14 protein-coding genes are annotated in these 17,061 nt (G+C 62.7%); 8 read left to right on the top strand and 6 right to left on the bottom strand.

Translation table 11 applies throughout. The features are described from left to right. The first annotated feature begins 4 nt into the window (after nt 1–4). Nucleotides 5–1,489, top strand: a complete 1,485-nt coding sequence (gene prpD, locus ABIE20_RS16485) for a 2-methylcitrate dehydratase (protein WP_429505960.1) — start codon at nt 5–7, stop codon at nt 1,487–1,489. 147 nt (nt 1,490–1,636) lie between these two features. On the opposite strand, the gene acnB is transcribed toward prpD, so the two are convergent. Continuing rightward, the gene (acnB, locus tag ABIE20_RS16490; RefSeq protein ID WP_045194717.1) at nt 1,637–4,246 is read right to left on the bottom strand and encodes a bifunctional aconitate hydratase 2/2-methylisocitrate dehydratase; all 2,610 of its coding nucleotides are present in this window, start codon (nt 4,244–4,246) and stop codon (nt 1,637–1,639) included. A 406-nt stretch (nt 4,247–4,652) separates the two neighbouring features. Between acnB and ABIE20_RS16495 the strand changes: the two genes are divergently transcribed. Then, a complete protein-coding gene (locus tag ABIE20_RS16495; RefSeq protein ID WP_429505961.1) occupies nt 4,653–5,120 on the top strand; it encodes a DUF1289 domain-containing protein in 468 nt (155 codons plus the stop codon). A gap of 49 nt (nt 5,121–5,169) precedes the next feature. Here the strand turns inward: ABIE20_RS16495 and ABIE20_RS16500 are convergent, their stop codons facing one another. Continuing rightward, nucleotides 5,170–6,033 (bottom strand): universal stress protein, encoded by an 864-nt coding sequence (locus ABIE20_RS16500; RefSeq protein WP_429505962.1) that lies wholly within the window; start codon nt 6,031–6,033, stop codon nt 5,170–5,172. Nucleotides 6,034–6,191: 158 nt separating this feature from the next. Here ABIE20_RS16500 and ABIE20_RS16505 point away from each other — a divergent pair, with 158 nt between their 5' ends. The 4 genes from ABIE20_RS16505 (at nt 6,192) to ABIE20_RS16520 (ending at nt 10,192) form a co-directional block, all read left to right on the top strand. After that, entirely contained in the window at nt 6,192–6,797 is a 606-nt protein-coding gene (locus tag ABIE20_RS16505) for a tRNA-(ms[2]io[6]A)-hydroxylase (protein WP_429505963.1), read from the top strand. A 156-nt stretch (nt 6,798–6,953) separates the two neighbouring features. After that, entirely contained in the window at nt 6,954–7,427 is a 474-nt protein-coding gene (locus ABIE20_RS16510) for a MarR family winged helix-turn-helix transcriptional regulator (RefSeq protein ID WP_429505965.1), read from the top strand. 39 nt (nt 7,428–7,466) lie between these two features. Then, nucleotides 7,467–8,663 (top strand): HlyD family efflux transporter periplasmic adaptor subunit, encoded by a 1,197-nt coding sequence (locus ABIE20_RS16515; RefSeq protein ID WP_429505966.1) that lies wholly within the window; start codon nt 7,467–7,469, stop codon nt 8,661–8,663. Next, complete coding sequence (locus tag ABIE20_RS16520) at nt 8,660–10,192, top strand: DHA2 family efflux MFS transporter permease subunit (protein WP_429505968.1); 1,533 nt, start codon at nt 8,660–8,662, stop codon at nt 10,190–10,192. Before ABIE20_RS16515 ends, ABIE20_RS16520 begins: the two co-directional genes overlap by 4 nt. 74 nt (nt 10,193–10,266) lie before the next feature. Here the strand turns inward: ABIE20_RS16520 and lpxH are convergent, their stop codons facing one another. Both lpxH and ABIE20_RS16530 read right to left on the bottom strand, forming a co-directional pair. Beyond that, entirely contained in the window at nt 10,267–10,989 is a 723-nt protein-coding gene (gene lpxH, locus ABIE20_RS16525; RefSeq protein WP_045194702.1) for a UDP-2,3-diacylglucosamine diphosphatase, read from the bottom strand. After that, nucleotides 10,986–11,489: a peptidylprolyl isomerase gene (locus tag ABIE20_RS16530; RefSeq protein ID WP_045194699.1), complete on the bottom strand. Its 504-nt coding sequence runs from the start codon at nt 11,487–11,489 to the stop codon at nt 10,986–10,988. Before ABIE20_RS16530 ends, lpxH begins: the two co-directional genes overlap by 4 nt. Before the next feature lie 216 nt (nt 11,490–11,705). Between ABIE20_RS16530 and ABIE20_RS16535 the strand changes: the two genes are divergently transcribed. Together ABIE20_RS16535 and cysS are read left to right on the top strand one after the other, a co-directional pair. Further along, entirely contained in the window at nt 11,706–13,409 is a 1,704-nt protein-coding gene (locus ABIE20_RS16535; RefSeq protein WP_429505970.1) for a glutamine--tRNA ligase/YqeY domain fusion protein, read from the top strand. A gap of 9 nt (nt 13,410–13,418) precedes the next feature. Beyond that, a complete protein-coding gene (gene cysS, locus ABIE20_RS16540; RefSeq protein ID WP_429505972.1) occupies nt 13,419–14,801 on the top strand; it encodes a cysteine--tRNA ligase in 1,383 nt (460 codons plus the stop codon). A 75-nt stretch (nt 14,802–14,876) separates the two neighbouring features. Here the strand turns inward: cysS and ABIE20_RS16545 are convergent, their stop codons facing one another. Continuing rightward, entirely contained in the window at nt 14,877–16,265 is a 1,389-nt protein-coding gene (locus ABIE20_RS16545; RefSeq protein WP_429505973.1) for a sensor histidine kinase, read from the bottom strand. Continuing rightward, a complete protein-coding gene (locus ABIE20_RS16550; RefSeq protein ID WP_115086207.1) occupies nt 16,243–16,923 on the bottom strand; it encodes a response regulator transcription factor in 681 nt (226 codons plus the stop codon). The genes ABIE20_RS16545 and ABIE20_RS16550 overlap by 23 nt, the downstream gene beginning before the upstream one ends. Between the last annotated feature and the right edge of the window lie 138 nt (nt 16,924–17,061).

Raw genomic sequence — 17,061 nt, forward strand, 5'->3', positions numbered from 1 at the left:
TGAAATGAGTGCCAACGTTGATCTGAACAACCGTCCCGACTACGACCGGGTGCTGCAGGACATCGCCGATTACGTTCTCAGCTACAAGGTCGAGTCGCAGGAGGCGCTGGACACGGCGCGCAACTGCCTGATGGACACCCTGGGCTGCGGCCTGCTGGCCCTGCGCTTCCCGGAATGCACCAAGCACCTGGGGCCGTTGGTGGAGGGCACGGTGGTGCCGTTCGGCGCGCGGGTACCAGGTACCAGCTACCGCCTGGACCCGGTCAAGGCGGCCTGGGACATCGGTTGCATCGTCCGTTGGCTCGACTACAACGACACCTGGCTGGCCGCCGAATGGGGTCACCCCTCGGACAACCTCGGCGGCATTCTCGCCGTGGCCGATCACCTCTCGCAAAAGCGCGTGGCCAATGGCGAACCACCGTTGAGCATGCGCGTGGTGCTTGAGGCGATGGTCATGGCCCACGAGATCCAGGGCGTGATTGCCCTGGAAAACTCCTTCAACCGCGTTGGCCTCGATCATGTGCTGCTGGTCAAGGTCGCCTCGACGGCGGTGTGCGCCAAGCTCATGGGCGCCAATCGCGCACAGCTGCTGGCAGCGCTTTCCCATGCCTTTGTCGATGGTCAGGCGTTGCGCACTTACCGCCATGCGCCGAACGCCGGTTCGCGCAAGTCCTGGGCGGCGGGCGATGCCTCCAGCCGGGGCGTGCGCCTGGCCGATATCGCCCTGCGTGGCGAGATGGGTATCCCCGGGGTGCTGACGGCGCCACAGTGGGGCTTTTATGACGTGCTGTTCAGCCACACCAACAAGGACCTGGCGCTCAAGCCTGAAGACAAGCGTGCCTTCAGCCTGAGTCAGAAGTACGCCAGCTACGTGATGGAAAACGTGCTGTTCAAGATCAGCTTCCCGGCCGAATTCCATGCCCAGACCGCCTGCGAAGCGGCAGTGACCTTGCACCCGCAGGTGCGCAACCGCCTGCATGAAATCGAGCGTATCGTCATTACCACCCATGAGTCGGCGATCCGCATCATCTCCAAGGTCGGCACCCTGGCCAATGCTGCCGACCGCGATCACTGCATCCAGTACATGACCGCCGTGCCGCTGATTTTCGGTAATCTGGTGGCTGAGCAGTACGAAGATGATTTCCATGCCGCGCACCCGATCATCGACCGCCTGCGCGAGAAGATGGAGATCGTCGAAGAGCCGCGATTCACCCGCGAATACCTGGAGGCCGACAAACGCTCGATCGCCAATGCCGTGCAGGTGTTCTTCAACGATGGCTCGAGCACCGAGCAAGTGGTGGTGGAGTACCCGATTGGCCATCGCCGCCGTCGGGCCGAGGGGATTCCATTGCTGGAAGAGAAGTTCAAGGCCAACCTGGCGACGCGTTTTACCGGGCAGCGCAGCGCCGAGATCTTTGTCTTGTGCAAAGACCAGGCGGCGCTTGAGGCGACGGCGGTGCAGCGGTTTGTGGATTTGTTCGTGATCTGAAGGGCCTCATCGCCGGCAACGCCGGCTCCCACAGTGGTCCTGTGTAGACATTCCCTGTGGGAGCTGGCCTTGCCAGCGATGGCCTGCAAAGCAGGCCCAATAAAAAGCCCCGCCAATTGGCGGGGCTTTTTTTCACGCTAAGTCAGCTTAGGCTTGAACAACCGGAATCTTGGCGTTCGCAGCGGCTTCACGGAACTCGGCGATCTGGTCGAAGCTCAGGTAGCGGTAAACGTCGGCAGCCATGCTGTCGATGTTCTTCGCGTACTCCATGTACTCTTCGACGGTTGGCAGCTTGCCCAGGATCGAGGCAACAGCGGCCAGCTCGGCAGAGGCCAGGTAGACGTTGGCACCATCACCCAGACGGTTCGGGAAGTTACGGGTCGAAGTCGACACTACGGTCGAGTTCGCCGCAACACGTGCCTGGTTACCCATGCACAGCGAGCAGCCCGGCATTTCCATGCGCGCGCCAGCCTTGCCGTAGATGCCGTAGTAGCCTTCTTCGGTCAGCTGGTGAGCGTCCATCTTGGTTGGCGGCGACAGCCACAGACGGGTCGGGATCGAGCCTTTGACCTTGTCCAGCAGCTTGCCGGCAGCGCGGAAGTGACCGATGTTGGTCATGCACGAACCGATGAACACTTCGTCGATCTTCTCGCCCTGTACCGAGGACAGCAGACGAGCGTCGTCCGGGTCGTTCGGGGCGCAGAGCACAGGCTCTTTGACGTCGGCCAGGTCGATCTCGATGATCTCGGCGTATTCGGCGTCCTTGTCGGCAGCCAGCAGTTGCGGGTTGGCCAGCCAGGCTTCCATCGCTTGCGCGCGGCGTTCCATGGTGCGGGCATCGCCGTAGCCTTCGCTGATCATCCAGCGCAGCAGGGTGATGTTCGACTTCAGGTACTCGGCAACGGCTTTTTCTGGCAGCTTGATGGTGCAACCGGCAGCCGAACGTTCAGCCGAGGCGTCGGACAGTTCGAACGCTTGCTCGACGGTCAGCTCGTCCAGGCCTTCGATTTCCAGGATGCGGCCGGAGAAGGCGTTGATCTTGCCTTTCTTCTCGACGGTCAGCAGGCCTTTCTGGATGCCGTAGTAAGGGATGGCATGGACCAGGTCACGCAGGGTGATGCCCGGTTGCAGCTTGCCCTTGAAGCGCACCAGTACCGACTCCGGCATGTCCAGCGGCATGACGCCGGTGGCAGCGGCGAAGGCGACCAGGCCGGAACCGGCCGGGAACGAGATACCGATCGGGAAACGGGTGTGCGAGTCACCACCGGTACCGACGGTGTCCGGCAGCAGCATGCGGTTCAGCCAGCTGTGGATGATGCCGTCGCCTGGACGCAGGGACACGCCGCCACGGGTGCGGATGAAATCCGGCAGGGTGTGGTGGGTGGTGACGTCGATCGGCTTCGGATAGGCCGCGGTGTGGCAGAACGACTGCATGACCAGGTCGGCGGAGAAGCCCAGGCACGCCAGGTCTTTCAGCTCGTCACGGGTCATCGGGCCAGTGGTGTCCTGGGAGCCGACGGTGGTCATTTTCGGTTCGCAGTAGGTGCCTGGACGCACGCCTTTGCCTTCCGGCAGGCCGCAGGCTTTACCGACCATCTTCTGTGCCAGGGTGTAGCCCTTGCCGGTGTCGACAGGTGCTTCAGGCAGCTTGAACAGGTCGGTTGGGCCCAGGCCCAGCTCGGCGCGGGCTTTCTCGGTCAGGCCACGGCCGACGATCAGCGGGATACGGCCGCCAGCGCGGACTTCGTCGAGCAGCACCGGGGTCTTCAGTTCGAAGGTGGTGATGACGTCTTCGGTGCCGTGCTTGCAGACTTTGCCAGCGTGCGGGTAGACGTCGATGACGTCGCCCATGTTCAGGTTCGACACGTCGAACTCGATCGGCAGGGCGCCGGCGTCTTCCATGGTGTTGTAGAAGATCGGGGCGATTTTCGAGCCGAAGCAGAAGCCGCCAGCGCGCTTGTTCGGTACGTACGGGATGTCGTCGCCGAAGAACCACAGCACCGAGTTGGTGGCGGATTTGCGCGAAGAACCGGTACCGACCACGTCACCGACGTAGGCAACCGGGAAGCCTTTGGCTTTGACTTCTTCGATCTGCTTGAGCGGGCCGATGGCGCCTTGTTGCTCAGGCACGATGCCGTCACGGGCCATTTTCAGCATGGCCAGGGCGTGCAGCGGGATGTCAGGGCGCGACCAGGCGTCCGGGGCAGGGGACAGGTCGTCGGTGTTGGTTTCGCCAGGGACCTTGAACACGGTCAGGCTGTACTTGTCAGCGATGGCTGGCTTGCTGGTGAACCACTCACCGGCGGCCCAGGATTCCAGCACGGCCTTGGCGTGGGCATTGCCCGCCTTGGCTTTCTCGGCGACGTCGTGGAAGGCATCGAACATCAGCAGGGTGTGCTTGAGCTGTTCGGCGGCGACAGGGGCCAGTTCGGCGTTGTCCAGCAGCTCGACCATGGTGGCGATGTTGTAGCCGCCCTGCATGGTGCCCAGCAGCTCAACGGCGCGCTTCTTGTCGATCAGCGGCGAGGTGGCTTCGCCCTTGGCGATGGCGGAAAGGAAACCGGCCTTGACGTAGGCGGCTTCGTCCACTCCTGGTGGAACGCGATTGGTGATCAGGTCGACGAGGACTGCTTCTTCGCCAGCAGGGGGATTCTTCAGCAGCTCGACCAGGCCTGCGGTTTGTTCGGCGTTAAGCGGCTGGGGCACGATACCCTGGGCGGCACGCTCTTCGATGTGTTTGCGGTAGGCTTCAAGCACAGTTATTACCCTCATCAGTGGTCCCAAATGGGTGTCCGGGACGCTCATCCAGAAATTCCGGCAGCCATGCGCAATACGGCTTCTTGGGCCGCGTAGCCAGGGTTGCAGGAAATCCTTACAGAAGCTGCTTTCAAAGTTTTACGCCTGTAGAACGGAGGCTGATGAGGGCTGGCACGGGACATGCGTGAAGCGAATATCCCGGGCCAACGCCGTTCTACCGGATGAACTGTGCTCGTGACGCTTTGAAAACAGCTTCTAACGGACATTGCTGCCTTAAAAAGGCCGGATGATTCTACGGTAAAAAGTGGATAAAGGTAAGGCGCGCTGGATGACTTTAGCGGGTGACCCTCGTTAGACAAAGGGCTAACATGGCAACCTGTTCCACCGCCAAGCTGTCGGTTTTTTCATGTCCAATCAGTCAATTAAAACGCCTTGCGTCGGCCTCTGCTCCACGGTTTACGGGGACTTGGTGTGCCGTGGCTGCAAGCGTTTTCACCATGAAGTGATCAACTGGAACGGCTACAACGAAGATGAAAAGCGTGCGGTGTGGCTGCGCCTGGAGCAATTGCTGGTGCAGGTCATGGTGGCCAAACTTGAAGTCTTTGATGCCACGCGCCTGCGCCAGCAACTGGAGCAGCGCAAGATCCGCTTCGTAGCGCACCAGTCCGAGTATTGCTGGGCTTATCAACTGATTGCACGCGGGGCGCGGGTGATCCGCGAGCTGGAGGCCTACGGCATGGTGCTGCTGCCGGAGTTTCGCGACTGGGAGCTGCCCGAGCTGCGCGATGCCATTGATCGGGAATTCTTCTTGCTGTCCGAAGCCCATTACCAGCGCTATATCGCGCCGGGGTTTCTCAAGGACGCCTTGGGGTAGGTGGTCAAGCCTGCTCCTGTAGGAGCGGGCTTGACCCGCGATGAGGCCCTCAGCCCCTGGCCAGTTCCGTCAGATGCACCTTGACTTCCTCGGTCTTGAGCACCAGCACATCACACTCCAGCGCATCGAGCACCACCTCTGCGGTGTTGCCGATCAGCGCCCCGGAAATCCCGGTGCGGGCTACGGTGCCAATCACCGTCACCGCCGCTTCGTACTTTTTCGCCGTATACGGAATCAGCACATCGGCCGGGCCTTCGGCAACATGCAGGCGCTCATTGCTGATATCGAACTCGGCCTGGAACGCCGCGCACTCCTCGCGGTATTTGCGCTCGATGGTGTCCTTGAGCTGATACACCGGGTCGGACGCCGACAGCATCGGCGACGGATGGGCGCTGATCACGTGCAACTCGCCCTTGGCCAGGCTTGCGATCGCGTAGCCATGATCGATGATGCTGGTGTGCAGCAGGCGATGGGCCTCGTCGTGGTTGCCGACGTCGACTGCGGCGAGAATCACCCCGCCGGTCCAGGGCCGCTCGCTCTTGACCATCAGCACCGCGCACGGGCACTGGCGCAGCAGCTTCCAGTCGCTGGGGGTGAGCAGGGCGCGCTTGAGCGGGTTGTCCGGGCGGTGCTCCTTGATCACCAGCTGGCAGCCTTCGGCCTGCTGCACACTGATGATCGAGTCATGCAGGGTGTCGTGCCAGGCCTGCTCATGGGTCACGTTGTCGTAGCCATCATCATGCAGCTGGCTGGCCAGCAGGCTGAGCAGGGCGCTATGGTCCTGCTTCTTGTCGCACATCAGCAGGTGCAGGCGTGCGCCGGTGACCCCGGCGATCAGTTTGGCCCGGGTCAGCGCCCGGCTGTGGGCGTGGTCCGGGTCCAGTACCACCAGGATGCTGCGTACTTCTTGCATGAGCGTGAACTCCCTTCATAAATGGCGGCCAATGCCTGACTATAGTCGGCGCCAACTGCAACGGGCGTTGATATGTATCAAGCATAGTTCACTGGTGATCGGCGCTGCTGCCGGTATAATCGCCGGTCTTGCCGTTTGCCCTGCCTGTTTGTGAGCCTATGTCCCTTATCCCCGAAATCGAAGCCTTCCTTGGATGCCGTACCCCTGACGCCTGGGTCCAGGCGGCGCTCGCCGACCAGGAAACCCTGCTGATCGATCACAAGAACTGCGAGTTCAAGGCCGCCAGCACCGCGTTGAGCCTGATGGCCAAGTACAACACGCACCTGGATCTGATCAACATGATGTCGCGTCTGGCCCGCGAAGAGCTGGTGCACCACGAGCAGGTGCTGCGCTTGATGAAGCGGCGCAAGATCGCCCTGCGGCCGTTGTCGGCCGGGCGCTATGCCTCGGGCCTGCGCCGGGTGGTGCGCACCCATGAGCCGGTGAAGCTGGTCGACACCCTGGTGGTCGGTGCCTTTATTGAAGCGCGCAGCTGCGAGCGCTTTGCCGCGCTGGTGCCGCACCTGGACGAGGAGCTGGGCAAGTTCTATCACGGCCTGCTCAACAGTGAAGCGCGGCATTACCAGGGTTACCTCAAGCTTGCCCATCAGTACGGCGATGCGGCAGATATCGAGCGGGTGGTGGAGAAGGTCAGGGCGGTCGAGGCCGACCTGATCAGCAGCCCGGATGAAGAGTTCCGCTTTCATAGCGGCGTGCCGGCCTGATTAATCACTTCTTTTGAATGCCTGATCGCGGGGCAAGTCGGGTCGCCGCGATTGCCTTCTATCGACAAAATAATAAGCAAGCTAATTAATGCCTTGACGTTAGCTGCCTAAGCAGTAACATTGTGTAACTTACTGCCTAAGCAGGTATCTGTGTCCATGCAGCACTACACCCCGGAAAACTTCCAGAACTGCACCCTCGGCATGCTTCTGGGCCGCACCGCGCTGGTCAAAGACCGCATCATCGACAGCCACATGCAGCCTTACGGCGTGACTGCCGCGCAGTTCAAGGTGCTGATCATCGTCGCCCAGTACGGCGTCGACACCCCGGCCGAGCTGTGCCGCTACCTGTCGGTGGACAGCGGTTCGATGACGCGCATGCTCGACCGTCTCGAACAGAAAGACCTGATCGTGCGCCGCCGTTGCCCTGACGACCGTCGGCAGATTCGCCTGGGCCTCAGCGAAGAGGGGCAGAAACTGGCCGACCGCTTGCCAGAGATTGGCGCCGCAGCGATGAACGAACTGCTCGGCGTGCTCGAGCCCGGCGAGCTGGCCACCCTCGAAGCGATTCTGAGCAAGGTGCTGCTGGCCTCCGGCGACACCCTGGCGGCCATGCGCTTAGGCGCCAAGTAAGCGCCCATTTCACCTATTCACTCAGCCAAGGTATTAACAATGGCCACTACTTCTTCTGCGCACGACACCACGCAGGATCTCAACAACCAGCGCAAGCGCAAGACCTGGCTGTTGGCCCTGGCGTTGCTGATCGTCGTCGCCGGCGCTGGCGTCTGGGCCTGGCACGAGCTGTACGGGCGCTGGAGCGAAGAGACCGACGATGCCTATGTCAACGGCAACGTGGTGGAAATCACCCCGCTGGTCACCGGCACCGTGGTCAGCATCGGCGCTGACGATGGCGACCTGGTCCACGAAGGCCAGATGCTGCTCGAATTCGACCCCAGCGATGCCGAGGTCGGCCTGCAGGCCGCCGAGGCCAAGCTGGCGCGTGCGGTGCGCCAGGTGCGTGGCCTGTACAGCAACGTCGATGGCAAGAAGGCCCAGGTGGCCGCGCGCCAGGCCGAGCTGAAAAAAGCTCAGGAGAACTTCAACCGGCGCCAGACCCTGGCCGCCGGTGGGGCGATCTCCAAAGAAGAGCTGTCCCACGCCCGTGACGACCTGTCTTCGGCGCAAAGCGCCTTGAATGATGCTAAACAGCAACTCAACACCACCGCGGCGCTGGTCGATGACACCGTGGTGTCGTCGCACCCCGAGGTGATGGCCGCGGCCGCCGAGCTGCGCCAGGCCTACCTGAACAACGCCCGCACCACCCTGGTGGCGCCGGTCACCGGCTACGTCGCCAAGCGCACCGTGCAACTGGGCCAGCGCCTGCAACCGGGCACTGCGACCATGGCGGTGATCCCCCTGGACCAGCTGTGGATCGACGCCAACTTCAAGGAAACCCAGCTGCGCAACATGCGCATCGGCCAGCCGGTAGACATCGTTGCCGACCTGTACGGCAGCGACGTCAAGTACAGCGGCACCATCGACAGCCTCGGCGCCGGCACCGGCAGCGCCTTTGCCCTGCTGCCGGCGCAGAACGCCACCGGCAACTGGATCAAGATCGTCCAGCGCGTGCCGGTGCGCATTCATATCAATGCCGAGCAGTTGGCCAAGCACCCGCTGCGCATCGGCCTGTCGACCCAGGTCGAGGTCGATCTGCATGACCAGAGCGGCCCGGTGCTGGCCCAGCAGCCGCCGCAGAAGGCCTCGTTCGCCACCCAGGTGTACGACCGTCAGCTGGTCGAAGCCGATCGCCTGATCAGCAAGCTGATCCATGACAACAGTGCCGGTTCCAGCAAGACGGCGCAGCGATGAGCGCCAATCAGGCTTCCTTTACCCCGCCAAGCCTGTTGCTGACCACCATCGGCCTGTCGTTGGCGACCTTCATGCAGGTGCTCGACACCACCATCGCCAACGTGGCGTTGCCGACCATTTCCGGCAACCTCGGCGTCAGCTCTGAGCAGGGCACCTGGGTCATCACCTCGTTTGCGGTGAGCAACGCCATTGCCTTGCCGCTGACCGGCTGGCTGAGCCGGCGCTTCGGTGAGGTCAAGCTGTTCATCTGGGCCACGCTGCTGTTCGTGCTGGCGTCGTTCCTCTGCGGCATTGCCCAGTCGATGCCCGAGCTGGTCGGCTTTCGCGTGCTCCAGGGCATCGTTGCCGGGCCGCTGTATCCGATGACCCAGACCCTGCTGATCGCAGTCTATCCGCCGGCCAAGCGCGGCATGGCCCTGGCGTTATTGGCCATGGTTACGGTGGTGGCGCCGATTGCCGGGCCGATTCTCGGCGGCTGGATCACCGACAGCTACAGCTGGCCGTGGATCTTCTTCATCAACGTGCCGATCGGCCTGTTCGCCGCCGCTGTGGTGCGCCAGCAGATGCGCACACGCCCGGTCAGCACCAGCCGCCAGCCGATGGACTACATCGGCCTGCTGAGCCTGATCATCGGCGTCGGTGCCTTGCAGATCGTGCTCGACAAGGGCAATGACCTGGACTGGTTTGAGTCCGGTTTCATCGTCATTGGCAGCCTGATCTCGGTGGTGTTCCTCGCGGTATTCATCATCTGGGAACTGACCGACAAACACCCGGTGGTGAACCTGCGCCTGTTCGTGCACCGCAACTTTCGCATCGGCACCATCGTGCTGGTCGGCGGCTATGCCGGGTTCTTCGGCATCAACCTGATCCTGCCGCAGTGGCTGCAGACGCAGATGGGCTACACCGCCACCTGGGCGGGCCTGGCGGTGGCGCCGATCGGCCTGTTGCCGGTGCTGATGTCGCCGTTTGTCGGCAAGTACGCGCACAAGTTCGACCTGCGTGTGCTGGCGGGGCTGGCGTTCCTGGCGATTGGCGCCAGTTGCTTCATGCGTGCCGGTTTCACCAACGAGGTGGACTTCCAGCACATCGCCCTGGTGCAGCTGTTCATGGGGATCGGCGTGGCGCTGTTCTTCATGCCGACCTTGAGCATCCTGCTCTCCGACCTGCCGCCGCACCAGATCGCCGACGGCTCGGGGCTGGCGACCTTCCTGCGGACCCTGGGCGGCAGTTTTGCCGCGTCACTGACCACCTGGATCTGGATTCGCCGGGCCGACCAGCACCATGCCTACCTGAGCGAGAACATCAGCACCTACGAACCTGCGACCCGCGAGGCGCTGAACCAGCTGGGCGGGGCGAGCGGGCAGTCGTATGCGCAGCTGGAGCGGATGCTCAGCAGTCAGGCGTACATGATGTCGACGGTGGATTATTTCACCCTGATGGGCTGGATTTTCGCAGGCTTGATATTGCTGGTGTGGCTGGCCAAGCCGCCGTTTGCGGCCAAGGCCGGGCCGGCGTCGGCGGGGCACTGAAGTAGAAGCATCGCCGGCAAGGCCGGCTCCCACAGGAACCTTGTGGGAGCTGGCCTTGCCAGCGATTGGGCCTGTCAGGGAAAAGCAAAAGGCTGCAGTTGAAACCCTTGCTCGTCCACCTCCAGCGCCCAGCCTTGCCGGTCCCAATCGCCCAGCACGATACGCCGCGCCGGTTGATCGCCAACCACCAGCTTGTGAATCGCCGGTCGATGGGTGTGGCCATGCACCAGGGTGCGCACACCGTATTGCTGCATGATCCGCGGCACTTCTTCGGCGGTCACGTCGACAATGTCGTTGGCCTTCATCCGCGTCTGTGCCCGGCTTTCGCTTCGCAGCTTGCGTGCAAGCTTCTGCCGGGTGCTCAGCGGCAGATGCCGAAGAATCCACAGGCTCAACGGGTTGCGCAGGTAGCGGCGCATTTTCATGTAGGCCAGGTCGCGGGTGCACAGGCTGTCGCCGTGCATCAGCAACACCGGCTCGCCGCCCATCTCGACCACGCTCGGGTCGGCCAGCAGGGTGCAGCCAGCGGCCTTGCAAAAGGCCTGGCCGAGCAGGAAGTCGCGGTTACCGTGCATCACAAAGACCTGCGTGCCGCTGTCGCTCAAGGCGCGCAGGGCCTGGCAGATCGAGGTCTGGAAGGGCGTCATGGCGTCGTCGCCGATCCATGCCTCGAAAAAATCGCCGAGGATGTACAGCGCCTCGGCGTGCCGCGCGCGACCGTCGAGCAGATCAACAAACGCCCGGGTGATGTCCGGGCGTTCTTCTTGCAGGTGCAGATCAGAGATCAGCAGTATCACTCAATGATCTCGGCTTTCTCGATGATCACGTCGTCCTTCGGCACGTCCTGGTGACCGGACTTGGAACCGGTGGCGACTTTCTCGATGGCGTCGACAACCTCAGTACCTTCGGTCACTTTGCCGAATACCGCGTAACCCCAACCCTGCACGTTCTTGCCGCTGTGGTTGAGGAAGTCGTTGTTCGAGGCATTGATGAAGAACTGCGCCGAGGCCGAGTGCGGCTCCATGGTGCGAGCCATGGCGATGGTGTACTTGTCGTTCTTCAGGCCGTTGTCAGCTTCGTTCTGGATGCTGGCACGCTTGTCACGCTTCTCGTTCATGCCTGGCTCAAAACCGCCGCCCTGGATCATGAAACCCTTGATTACACGGTGGAATACGGTGTTGCTGTAGTGGCCAGCGTTAACGTATTCGATGAAGTTGGCCACGGTGATCGGGGCTTTCTCGGCGTTCAGCTCGATGACGATGTCGCCGTGGTTGGTAGTCAGTTTGACTTTGGACATGCTTGAAACTCGCTCTGTTCGGGGGTTTTGCGGTGGTGTAGCTTCAAGCTTCAAGTGGCAAGCTGCAAGAAAAAGCGCACTGCGTTCGTCTTGAAGCGTGTTGCTTGTAGCTTGAAGCTGCTATTTGACCTGTCGGCAGCTCGACCGCTTCGGCTATGATAAGCGCTTTGATTCAGTCGGCCTACCCAGGCCGTGCACCCCGTATTCAAGGATCCTATGAGCAAGCCCACTGCCGACACCGCTCCCAACGCCGCTGCCAAAGGCGCTCCCGCCATCCCTGCGAACTTCCTGCGTCCGATCGTGCAGGCAGACCTGGACTCGGGCAAGCACAGCAGCATCGTCACCCGTTTCCCGCCAGAGCCCAACGGTTACCTGCACATCGGCCATGCCAAGTCGATCTGCGTGAACTTCGGCCTGGCCCAGGAATTCGGTGGGGCCTGTCACCTGCGTTTCGATGACACCAACCCGGCCAAAGAGGACCAGGAGTACATCGACGCGATCCAGAGCGACATCAAGTGGCTGGGCTTCGAGTGGACCGGCCCGGTGCGCTACGCTTCGCAATATTTCGACCAGTTGCACGACTGGGCGGTCGAGCTGATCAAGGCCGGCAAGGCCTACGTCTGCGACCTGACCCCGGAGCAGGCCAAGGAATACCGTGGCAACCTGACCACCCCGGGCCAGAACAGCCCGTTCCGCGAGCGCTCGGTTGCAGACAACCTCGACCTGTTTGCGCGCATGAAAGCCGGCGAGTTCAAGGACGGCGAGCGTGTGCTGCGGGCCAAGATCGACATGGCCTCGCCGAACATGAACCTGCGCGACCCGATCCTCTACCGCATCCGTCATGCCCATCACCACCAGACCGGTGATGCCTGGTGCATCTACCCCAACTACGACTTCACCCACGGTCAGTCGGACGCCATCGAAGGCATCACTCACTCGATCTGCACCCTCGAGTTCGAAGGCCATCGCCCGCTGTACGAGTGGTTCCTCGACAATCTGCCGGTGCCGGCCAAGCCGCGCCAGTACGAGTTCAGCCGCCTGAACCTGAACTACACCATCACCAGCAAGCGCAAGCTCAAGCAACTGGTCGACGAGCAGCACGTCAACGGCTGGGACGACCCGCGCATGTCGACCCTGTCGGGTTTCCGCCGTCGTGGTTACACCCCGGCGTCGATCCGCAACTTCTGCGAAATGGTCGGCACCAACCGCTCCGACGGCGTGGTCGACATGTCGATGCTCGAATTCAGCATCCGTGACGACCTTGACCGCACCGCGCCACGCGCCATGTGCGTGCTGCGCCCGCTGAAAGTGGTCATTACCAATTACCCTGAAGGCCAGGTCGAGAACCTCGAACTGCCGCGCCACCCCAAAGAAGACATGGGCGTGCGCGCACTGCCATTTGCCCGTGAAATCTTCATCGACCGCGACGACTTCATGGAAGAGCCGCCCAAGGGCTACAAGCGCCTTGAGCCGGCCGGTGAAGTGCGCCTGCGCGGCAGCTACGTGATCCGCGCCGACGAGGCGATCAAGGACGCCGACGGCAACATCGTCGAGCTGCGCTGCTCGTACGATCCCGACACCCTGGGCAAGAACCCCGAAGGCCGCAAGGTCAAGGGCGTGATCCACTGGGTGCCGGCTGACGCCAGCGTCGAATGCGAAGTGCGCCTGTACGACCGCCTGTTCCGCTCGGCCAACCCCGAGAAGACCGAAGATGGCGGCAACTTCCTTGACAACATCAATCCTGATTCGCTGCAGGTGCTGACCGGTTGTCGTGCGGAACCTTCCCTGGGCCAGGCCCAGCCAGAAGACCGCTTCCAGTTCGAGCGCGAAGGCTACTTCTGCGCCGACCTGAAAGACTCCCAGCCGGGTCGCCCGGTGTTCAACCGCACCGTGACCCTGCGCGATTCGTGGGGCAGCTAAGGAACTCTCGTGCTTACCATCTACAACACGCTCAGCAAGACCAAGGAAGTCTTCAAACCGCTTGAAGGCAACAAGGTGCGGATGTACGTCTGCGGCATGACCGTCTACGACTTCTGCCACCTGGGCCACGGGCGCAGCATGGTCGCCTTCGACCTGGTGACCCGCTGGCTGCGTTACAGCGGCTACGACCTGACCTATGTGCGCAACATCACCGACATCGATGACAAGATCATCAACCGGGCCAACGAAAACGGCGAAAGCTTCGACGCCCTGACCGCCCGCATGATCGACGCGATGCACGAAGACGAGCGCCGCCTGAACATCCTGCCGCCGGACCAGGAGCCGCGTGCCACCGACCACATCGCCGGCATGCACGCGATGATCCAGACCCTGATCGACAAGGGCTATGCCTACGCGCCGGGTAACGGCGACGTGTACTACCGGGTCGGCAAGTTCGTCGGCTACGGCAAGCTGTCGCGCAAGAAGATCGAAGACCTGCGCATCGGCGCGCGTATCGAGGTTGACGAAGCCAAGCAGGACCCGCTCGACTTCGTCCTCTGGAAGGGCGTCAAGCCCGGCGAGCCGAGCTGGGAGTCGCCATGGGGCGCGGGCCGTCCGGGCTGGCACATCGAGTGCTCGGTGATGTCCACCTGCTGCCTGGGCGAGAGCTTCGACATCCACGGCGGTGGCAACGACCTGGAGTTCCCGCACCACGAGAACGAAATCGCCCAGAGCGAGGCAGCCACCGGCAAGCAGTACGCCAATTCGTGGATGCACTGCGGCATGATTCGCATCAATGGCGAGAAGATGTCCAAGTCCTTGAACAACTTCTTCACCATTCGCGACGTGCTCGACAAGTATCACCCGGAGGTGGTGCGCTACTTGCTGGTGTCGAGCCACTACCGCAGCTCGATCAACTACTCCGAAGACAGCCTGCGCGAGTCCAAGGGTGCCCTGGAGCGTTTTTACCACGCCCTGCGCGGCTTGCCGCGGGTGGCTGCGGCAGGTGGCGAAGAGTACGTCGAGCGTTTCACCGCGGCGATGAATGACGACTTCGGCACTCCCGAAGCCTGCGCCGTGTTGTTCGACCTGGTGCGCGAGATCAACCGCCTGCGCGAGAACGACCCACAGGCTGCTGCCGGCCTGGCCGGTCGCCTGCGCGAACTGGGGGATCTGCTCGGTGTGCTGCAGCTTGAGGCCGATGACTTCCTGCGCGCTGGCGCCGAAGGCAAGGTCGACGCCAGCGAAGTTGAAGCCTTGATCCAGGCGCGCCTGCAAGCGCGTACCGACAAGAACTGGGCCGAATCCGACCGCATCCGCGACCAGCTGACCGCCATGGGCGTGGTGCTGGAAGACGGCAAGGGCGGCACCACCTGGCGCTTGGCTGACTAAGCAATCGCGGGGCAAGCCCGCTCCCACAGAAGACTGCAATCCTCTGTGGGAGCGGGCTTGCCCCGCGATGAGCCCCTAACTGACGACACCCGTCCTGCAGTGCAACACCAGTTTCGCCCCACCCAGCTCACTCCCGCCGACCTCCAGCTCAAAGCCATGCAGGTCAACGATCGCCGCAACGATCGACAGGCCCAGCCCGAACCCCGGGTGACGCTGGCCTTCCTCACTGCGATAAAAGCGCTTCAACACCGCCCCACGCTCGTCCACGGGAATTCCCGGGCCGCTGTCGTGTACTTCGATATGCAGCCCCTTGGCATCTGTCAGTGCGCGCATCAGCACCTGGCCCTGGGCCGGGGTGAACTTGATCGCGTTGCCCACCAGGTTGGCCAGCGCCTCGAACAGCAGCTCGCGGTCACCATGCAGCACCGGTAGTTGTTCGGGCATGTCCAGGGTCAAACCAATCTCGCCGTCTTCGGCCAGCGGCAGGTAGAAGTCATGCAGCTCCTGCAACAGCCCATGCGGATCGAGCTCGACGAAGCCTGCACGGCGCTGGCGGTCTTCCAGCTCGCTGATGCGCAGCAACCCGCGAAAGCGCGCCATCAGCGTGTCGGTCTCGCCAATCGCCTGTTCCAGCGCCTCGGCTTGCGGCGAGTCATCGCCGGCTTGCTGGCGAATGCGGTAGAGCTGGGCGCGCAGGCGGGTCAGCGGGGTGCGCAGGTCGTGGGCGATGTTGTCGCACACGCCTTTGACTTCATGCATCAGGCGCTCGATGCGGTCGAGCATGGCGTTGACGATGGCCGCCAGCATGTCCAGCTCGTCGCGCCGCGCCGACAGCGGCAGGCGCCGGGTCAGGTCGCCGGAAACAATCTGCTCGGCGCTGGCCTGGATCGCGCGGATACGCTTGAGCGGCCTGCGCCGCAGCAAGTACCAGCCGGCGATGCCGGGAATGATAGTCAGCGACAGGCCCCAGAGCAGGGCGTGGAGGATGATCCGGGTGACCACGAACAGCGAACCGTTGTCGCGCACCAGCAGCAGCCAGCGGCCATCGCGAACCTTGATCGCCACCGCATCGCAGCTGTCGCGGGGCAGGTGCGGGTCGTCGGCGTCCAGGCAGCGGCTCAGTTCATGGATCTTGCCGTCAAGGCCAAGCTCTGGCGGTACTTGGCGGATCTGCCCGCCGAGCGGATTGAACTGCGCGTCGAACAGCCCATAGGCATCGAAACTGCGTTCTTCAAAGGCCTGGCTGGCAATCAGCGCGTCATCGAGCTGCTTGCCGCTCATGTGCGCGAACAGGTGCTGGCGCTGCAGTAGGGAGTGGCGGGTGAGCTTGTTCAGGTAGTCCGATACCTCGAAGTACAGCACCCCCATGAGGATGCTGCTCCAGGCCACGAACAGAAAGCTGTACAGCGCCAGCAGGCGGCTGGTGGACGAGCTCCAGCCCTTAGACGGGTTCGGCAATGGCATAGCCCGAGCCCCGCACGGTGCGAATCAGCGGTGTCTGGCCGGCGGCGTCGATCTTCTTGCGCAAGCGTCCGATATGCACGTCGATCAGGTTGGTGCCCGGGTCGAAGTGATAGCCCCAGACTTCCTCGAAAATCATCATCCGGGTAATGACCTGGCCGGCATGACGCATGAGAAATTCCAGCAGCTTGTACTCGGTGGGCAGCAGGTTGAGGGTCTGCTCGCCGCGCTTGGCCTCGTGGCTGATCAAGTCCAGCTCAAGGTCGGCGACCTGCAGGCGGGTCTGCGCCAGCGGCACGCTGTTACGGCGCAACAGCACCTCGACGCGGGCGGCCATTTCGTCGGAGGCAAACGGCTTGGTCAAGTAGTCATCACCGCCGGCGCGCAGGCCGCGGACCCGTTCGTCGACATCCGAGAGGGCGCTGATCATCAGGATCGGCGTGGCGATCTTCAGGGTGCGCAGGGTGGTGACGATGGTCAGGCCGTCGACTTCCGGAAGCATCCGGTCCAGGGTGATCAGGTCGTAACCGCCGGCAATGGCCTTGGCCAGGCCTTCGCGGCCGTTGTCGGCCCATTCCACTTCCAGGCCATGGCTGGAAAGCTCGGCGACGATCTCCTGGGCGGTGACAGCGTCGTCTTCGATAGTCAGTACGCGGGGCATGCTTTTACCTGGGCGGCGGGTAGAGACTTGATTGTGCCAAAGAATAGGCGGTGCCCGGGTTAAAGAAAAATTCATCTAGGGGAGGGGCCACAATGGGCCGGCGTGCACCGGCCCCTGTGGGAGCCGGCGTTGCCGGCG

The sequence above is a fragment of the Pseudomonas sp. 2835 genome (genome assembly GCF_050435905.1).
Taxonomy (GTDB): Bacteria; Pseudomonadota; Gammaproteobacteria; order Pseudomonadales; family Pseudomonadaceae; genus Aquipseudomonas.

What these genes read in the sequence shown, in the direction of transcription:
- ABIE20_RS16530 (WP_045194699.1), bottom strand. Translation starts at nt 11,489, where the DNA reads ATGTCCAAAGTCAAACTGACTACCAACCACGGCGACATCGTCATCGAG.
- ABIE20_RS16545 (WP_429505973.1), bottom strand. Translation starts at nt 16,265, where the DNA reads ATGCCATTGCCGAACCCGTCTAAGGGCTGGAGCTCGTCCACCAGCCGC.
- ABIE20_RS16550 (WP_115086207.1), bottom strand. Translation starts at nt 16,923, where the DNA reads ATGCCCCGCGTACTGACTATCGAAGACGACGCTGTCACCGCCCAGGAG.
- prpD (WP_429505960.1), top strand. Translation starts at nt 5, where the DNA reads ATGAGTGCCAACGTTGATCTGAACAACCGTCCCGACTACGACCGGGTG.
- ABIE20_RS16520 (WP_429505968.1), top strand. Translation starts at nt 8,660, where the DNA reads ATGAGCGCCAATCAGGCTTCCTTTACCCCGCCAAGCCTGTTGCTGACC.
- ABIE20_RS16515 (WP_429505966.1), top strand. Translation starts at nt 7,467, where the DNA reads ATGGCCACTACTTCTTCTGCGCACGACACCACGCAGGATCTCAACAAC.
- ABIE20_RS16535 (WP_429505970.1), top strand. Translation starts at nt 11,706, where the DNA reads ATGAGCAAGCCCACTGCCGACACCGCTCCCAACGCCGCTGCCAAAGGC.
- ABIE20_RS16500 (WP_429505962.1), bottom strand. Translation starts at nt 6,033, where the DNA reads ATGCAAGAAGTACGCAGCATCCTGGTGGTACTGGACCCGGACCACGCC.
- ABIE20_RS16495 (WP_429505961.1), top strand. Translation starts at nt 4,653, where the DNA reads ATGTCCAATCAGTCAATTAAAACGCCTTGCGTCGGCCTCTGCTCCACG.
- ABIE20_RS16505 (WP_429505963.1), top strand. Translation starts at nt 6,192, where the DNA reads ATGTCCCTTATCCCCGAAATCGAAGCCTTCCTTGGATGCCGTACCCCT.
- ABIE20_RS16510 (WP_429505965.1), top strand. Translation starts at nt 6,954, where the DNA reads ATGCAGCACTACACCCCGGAAAACTTCCAGAACTGCACCCTCGGCATG.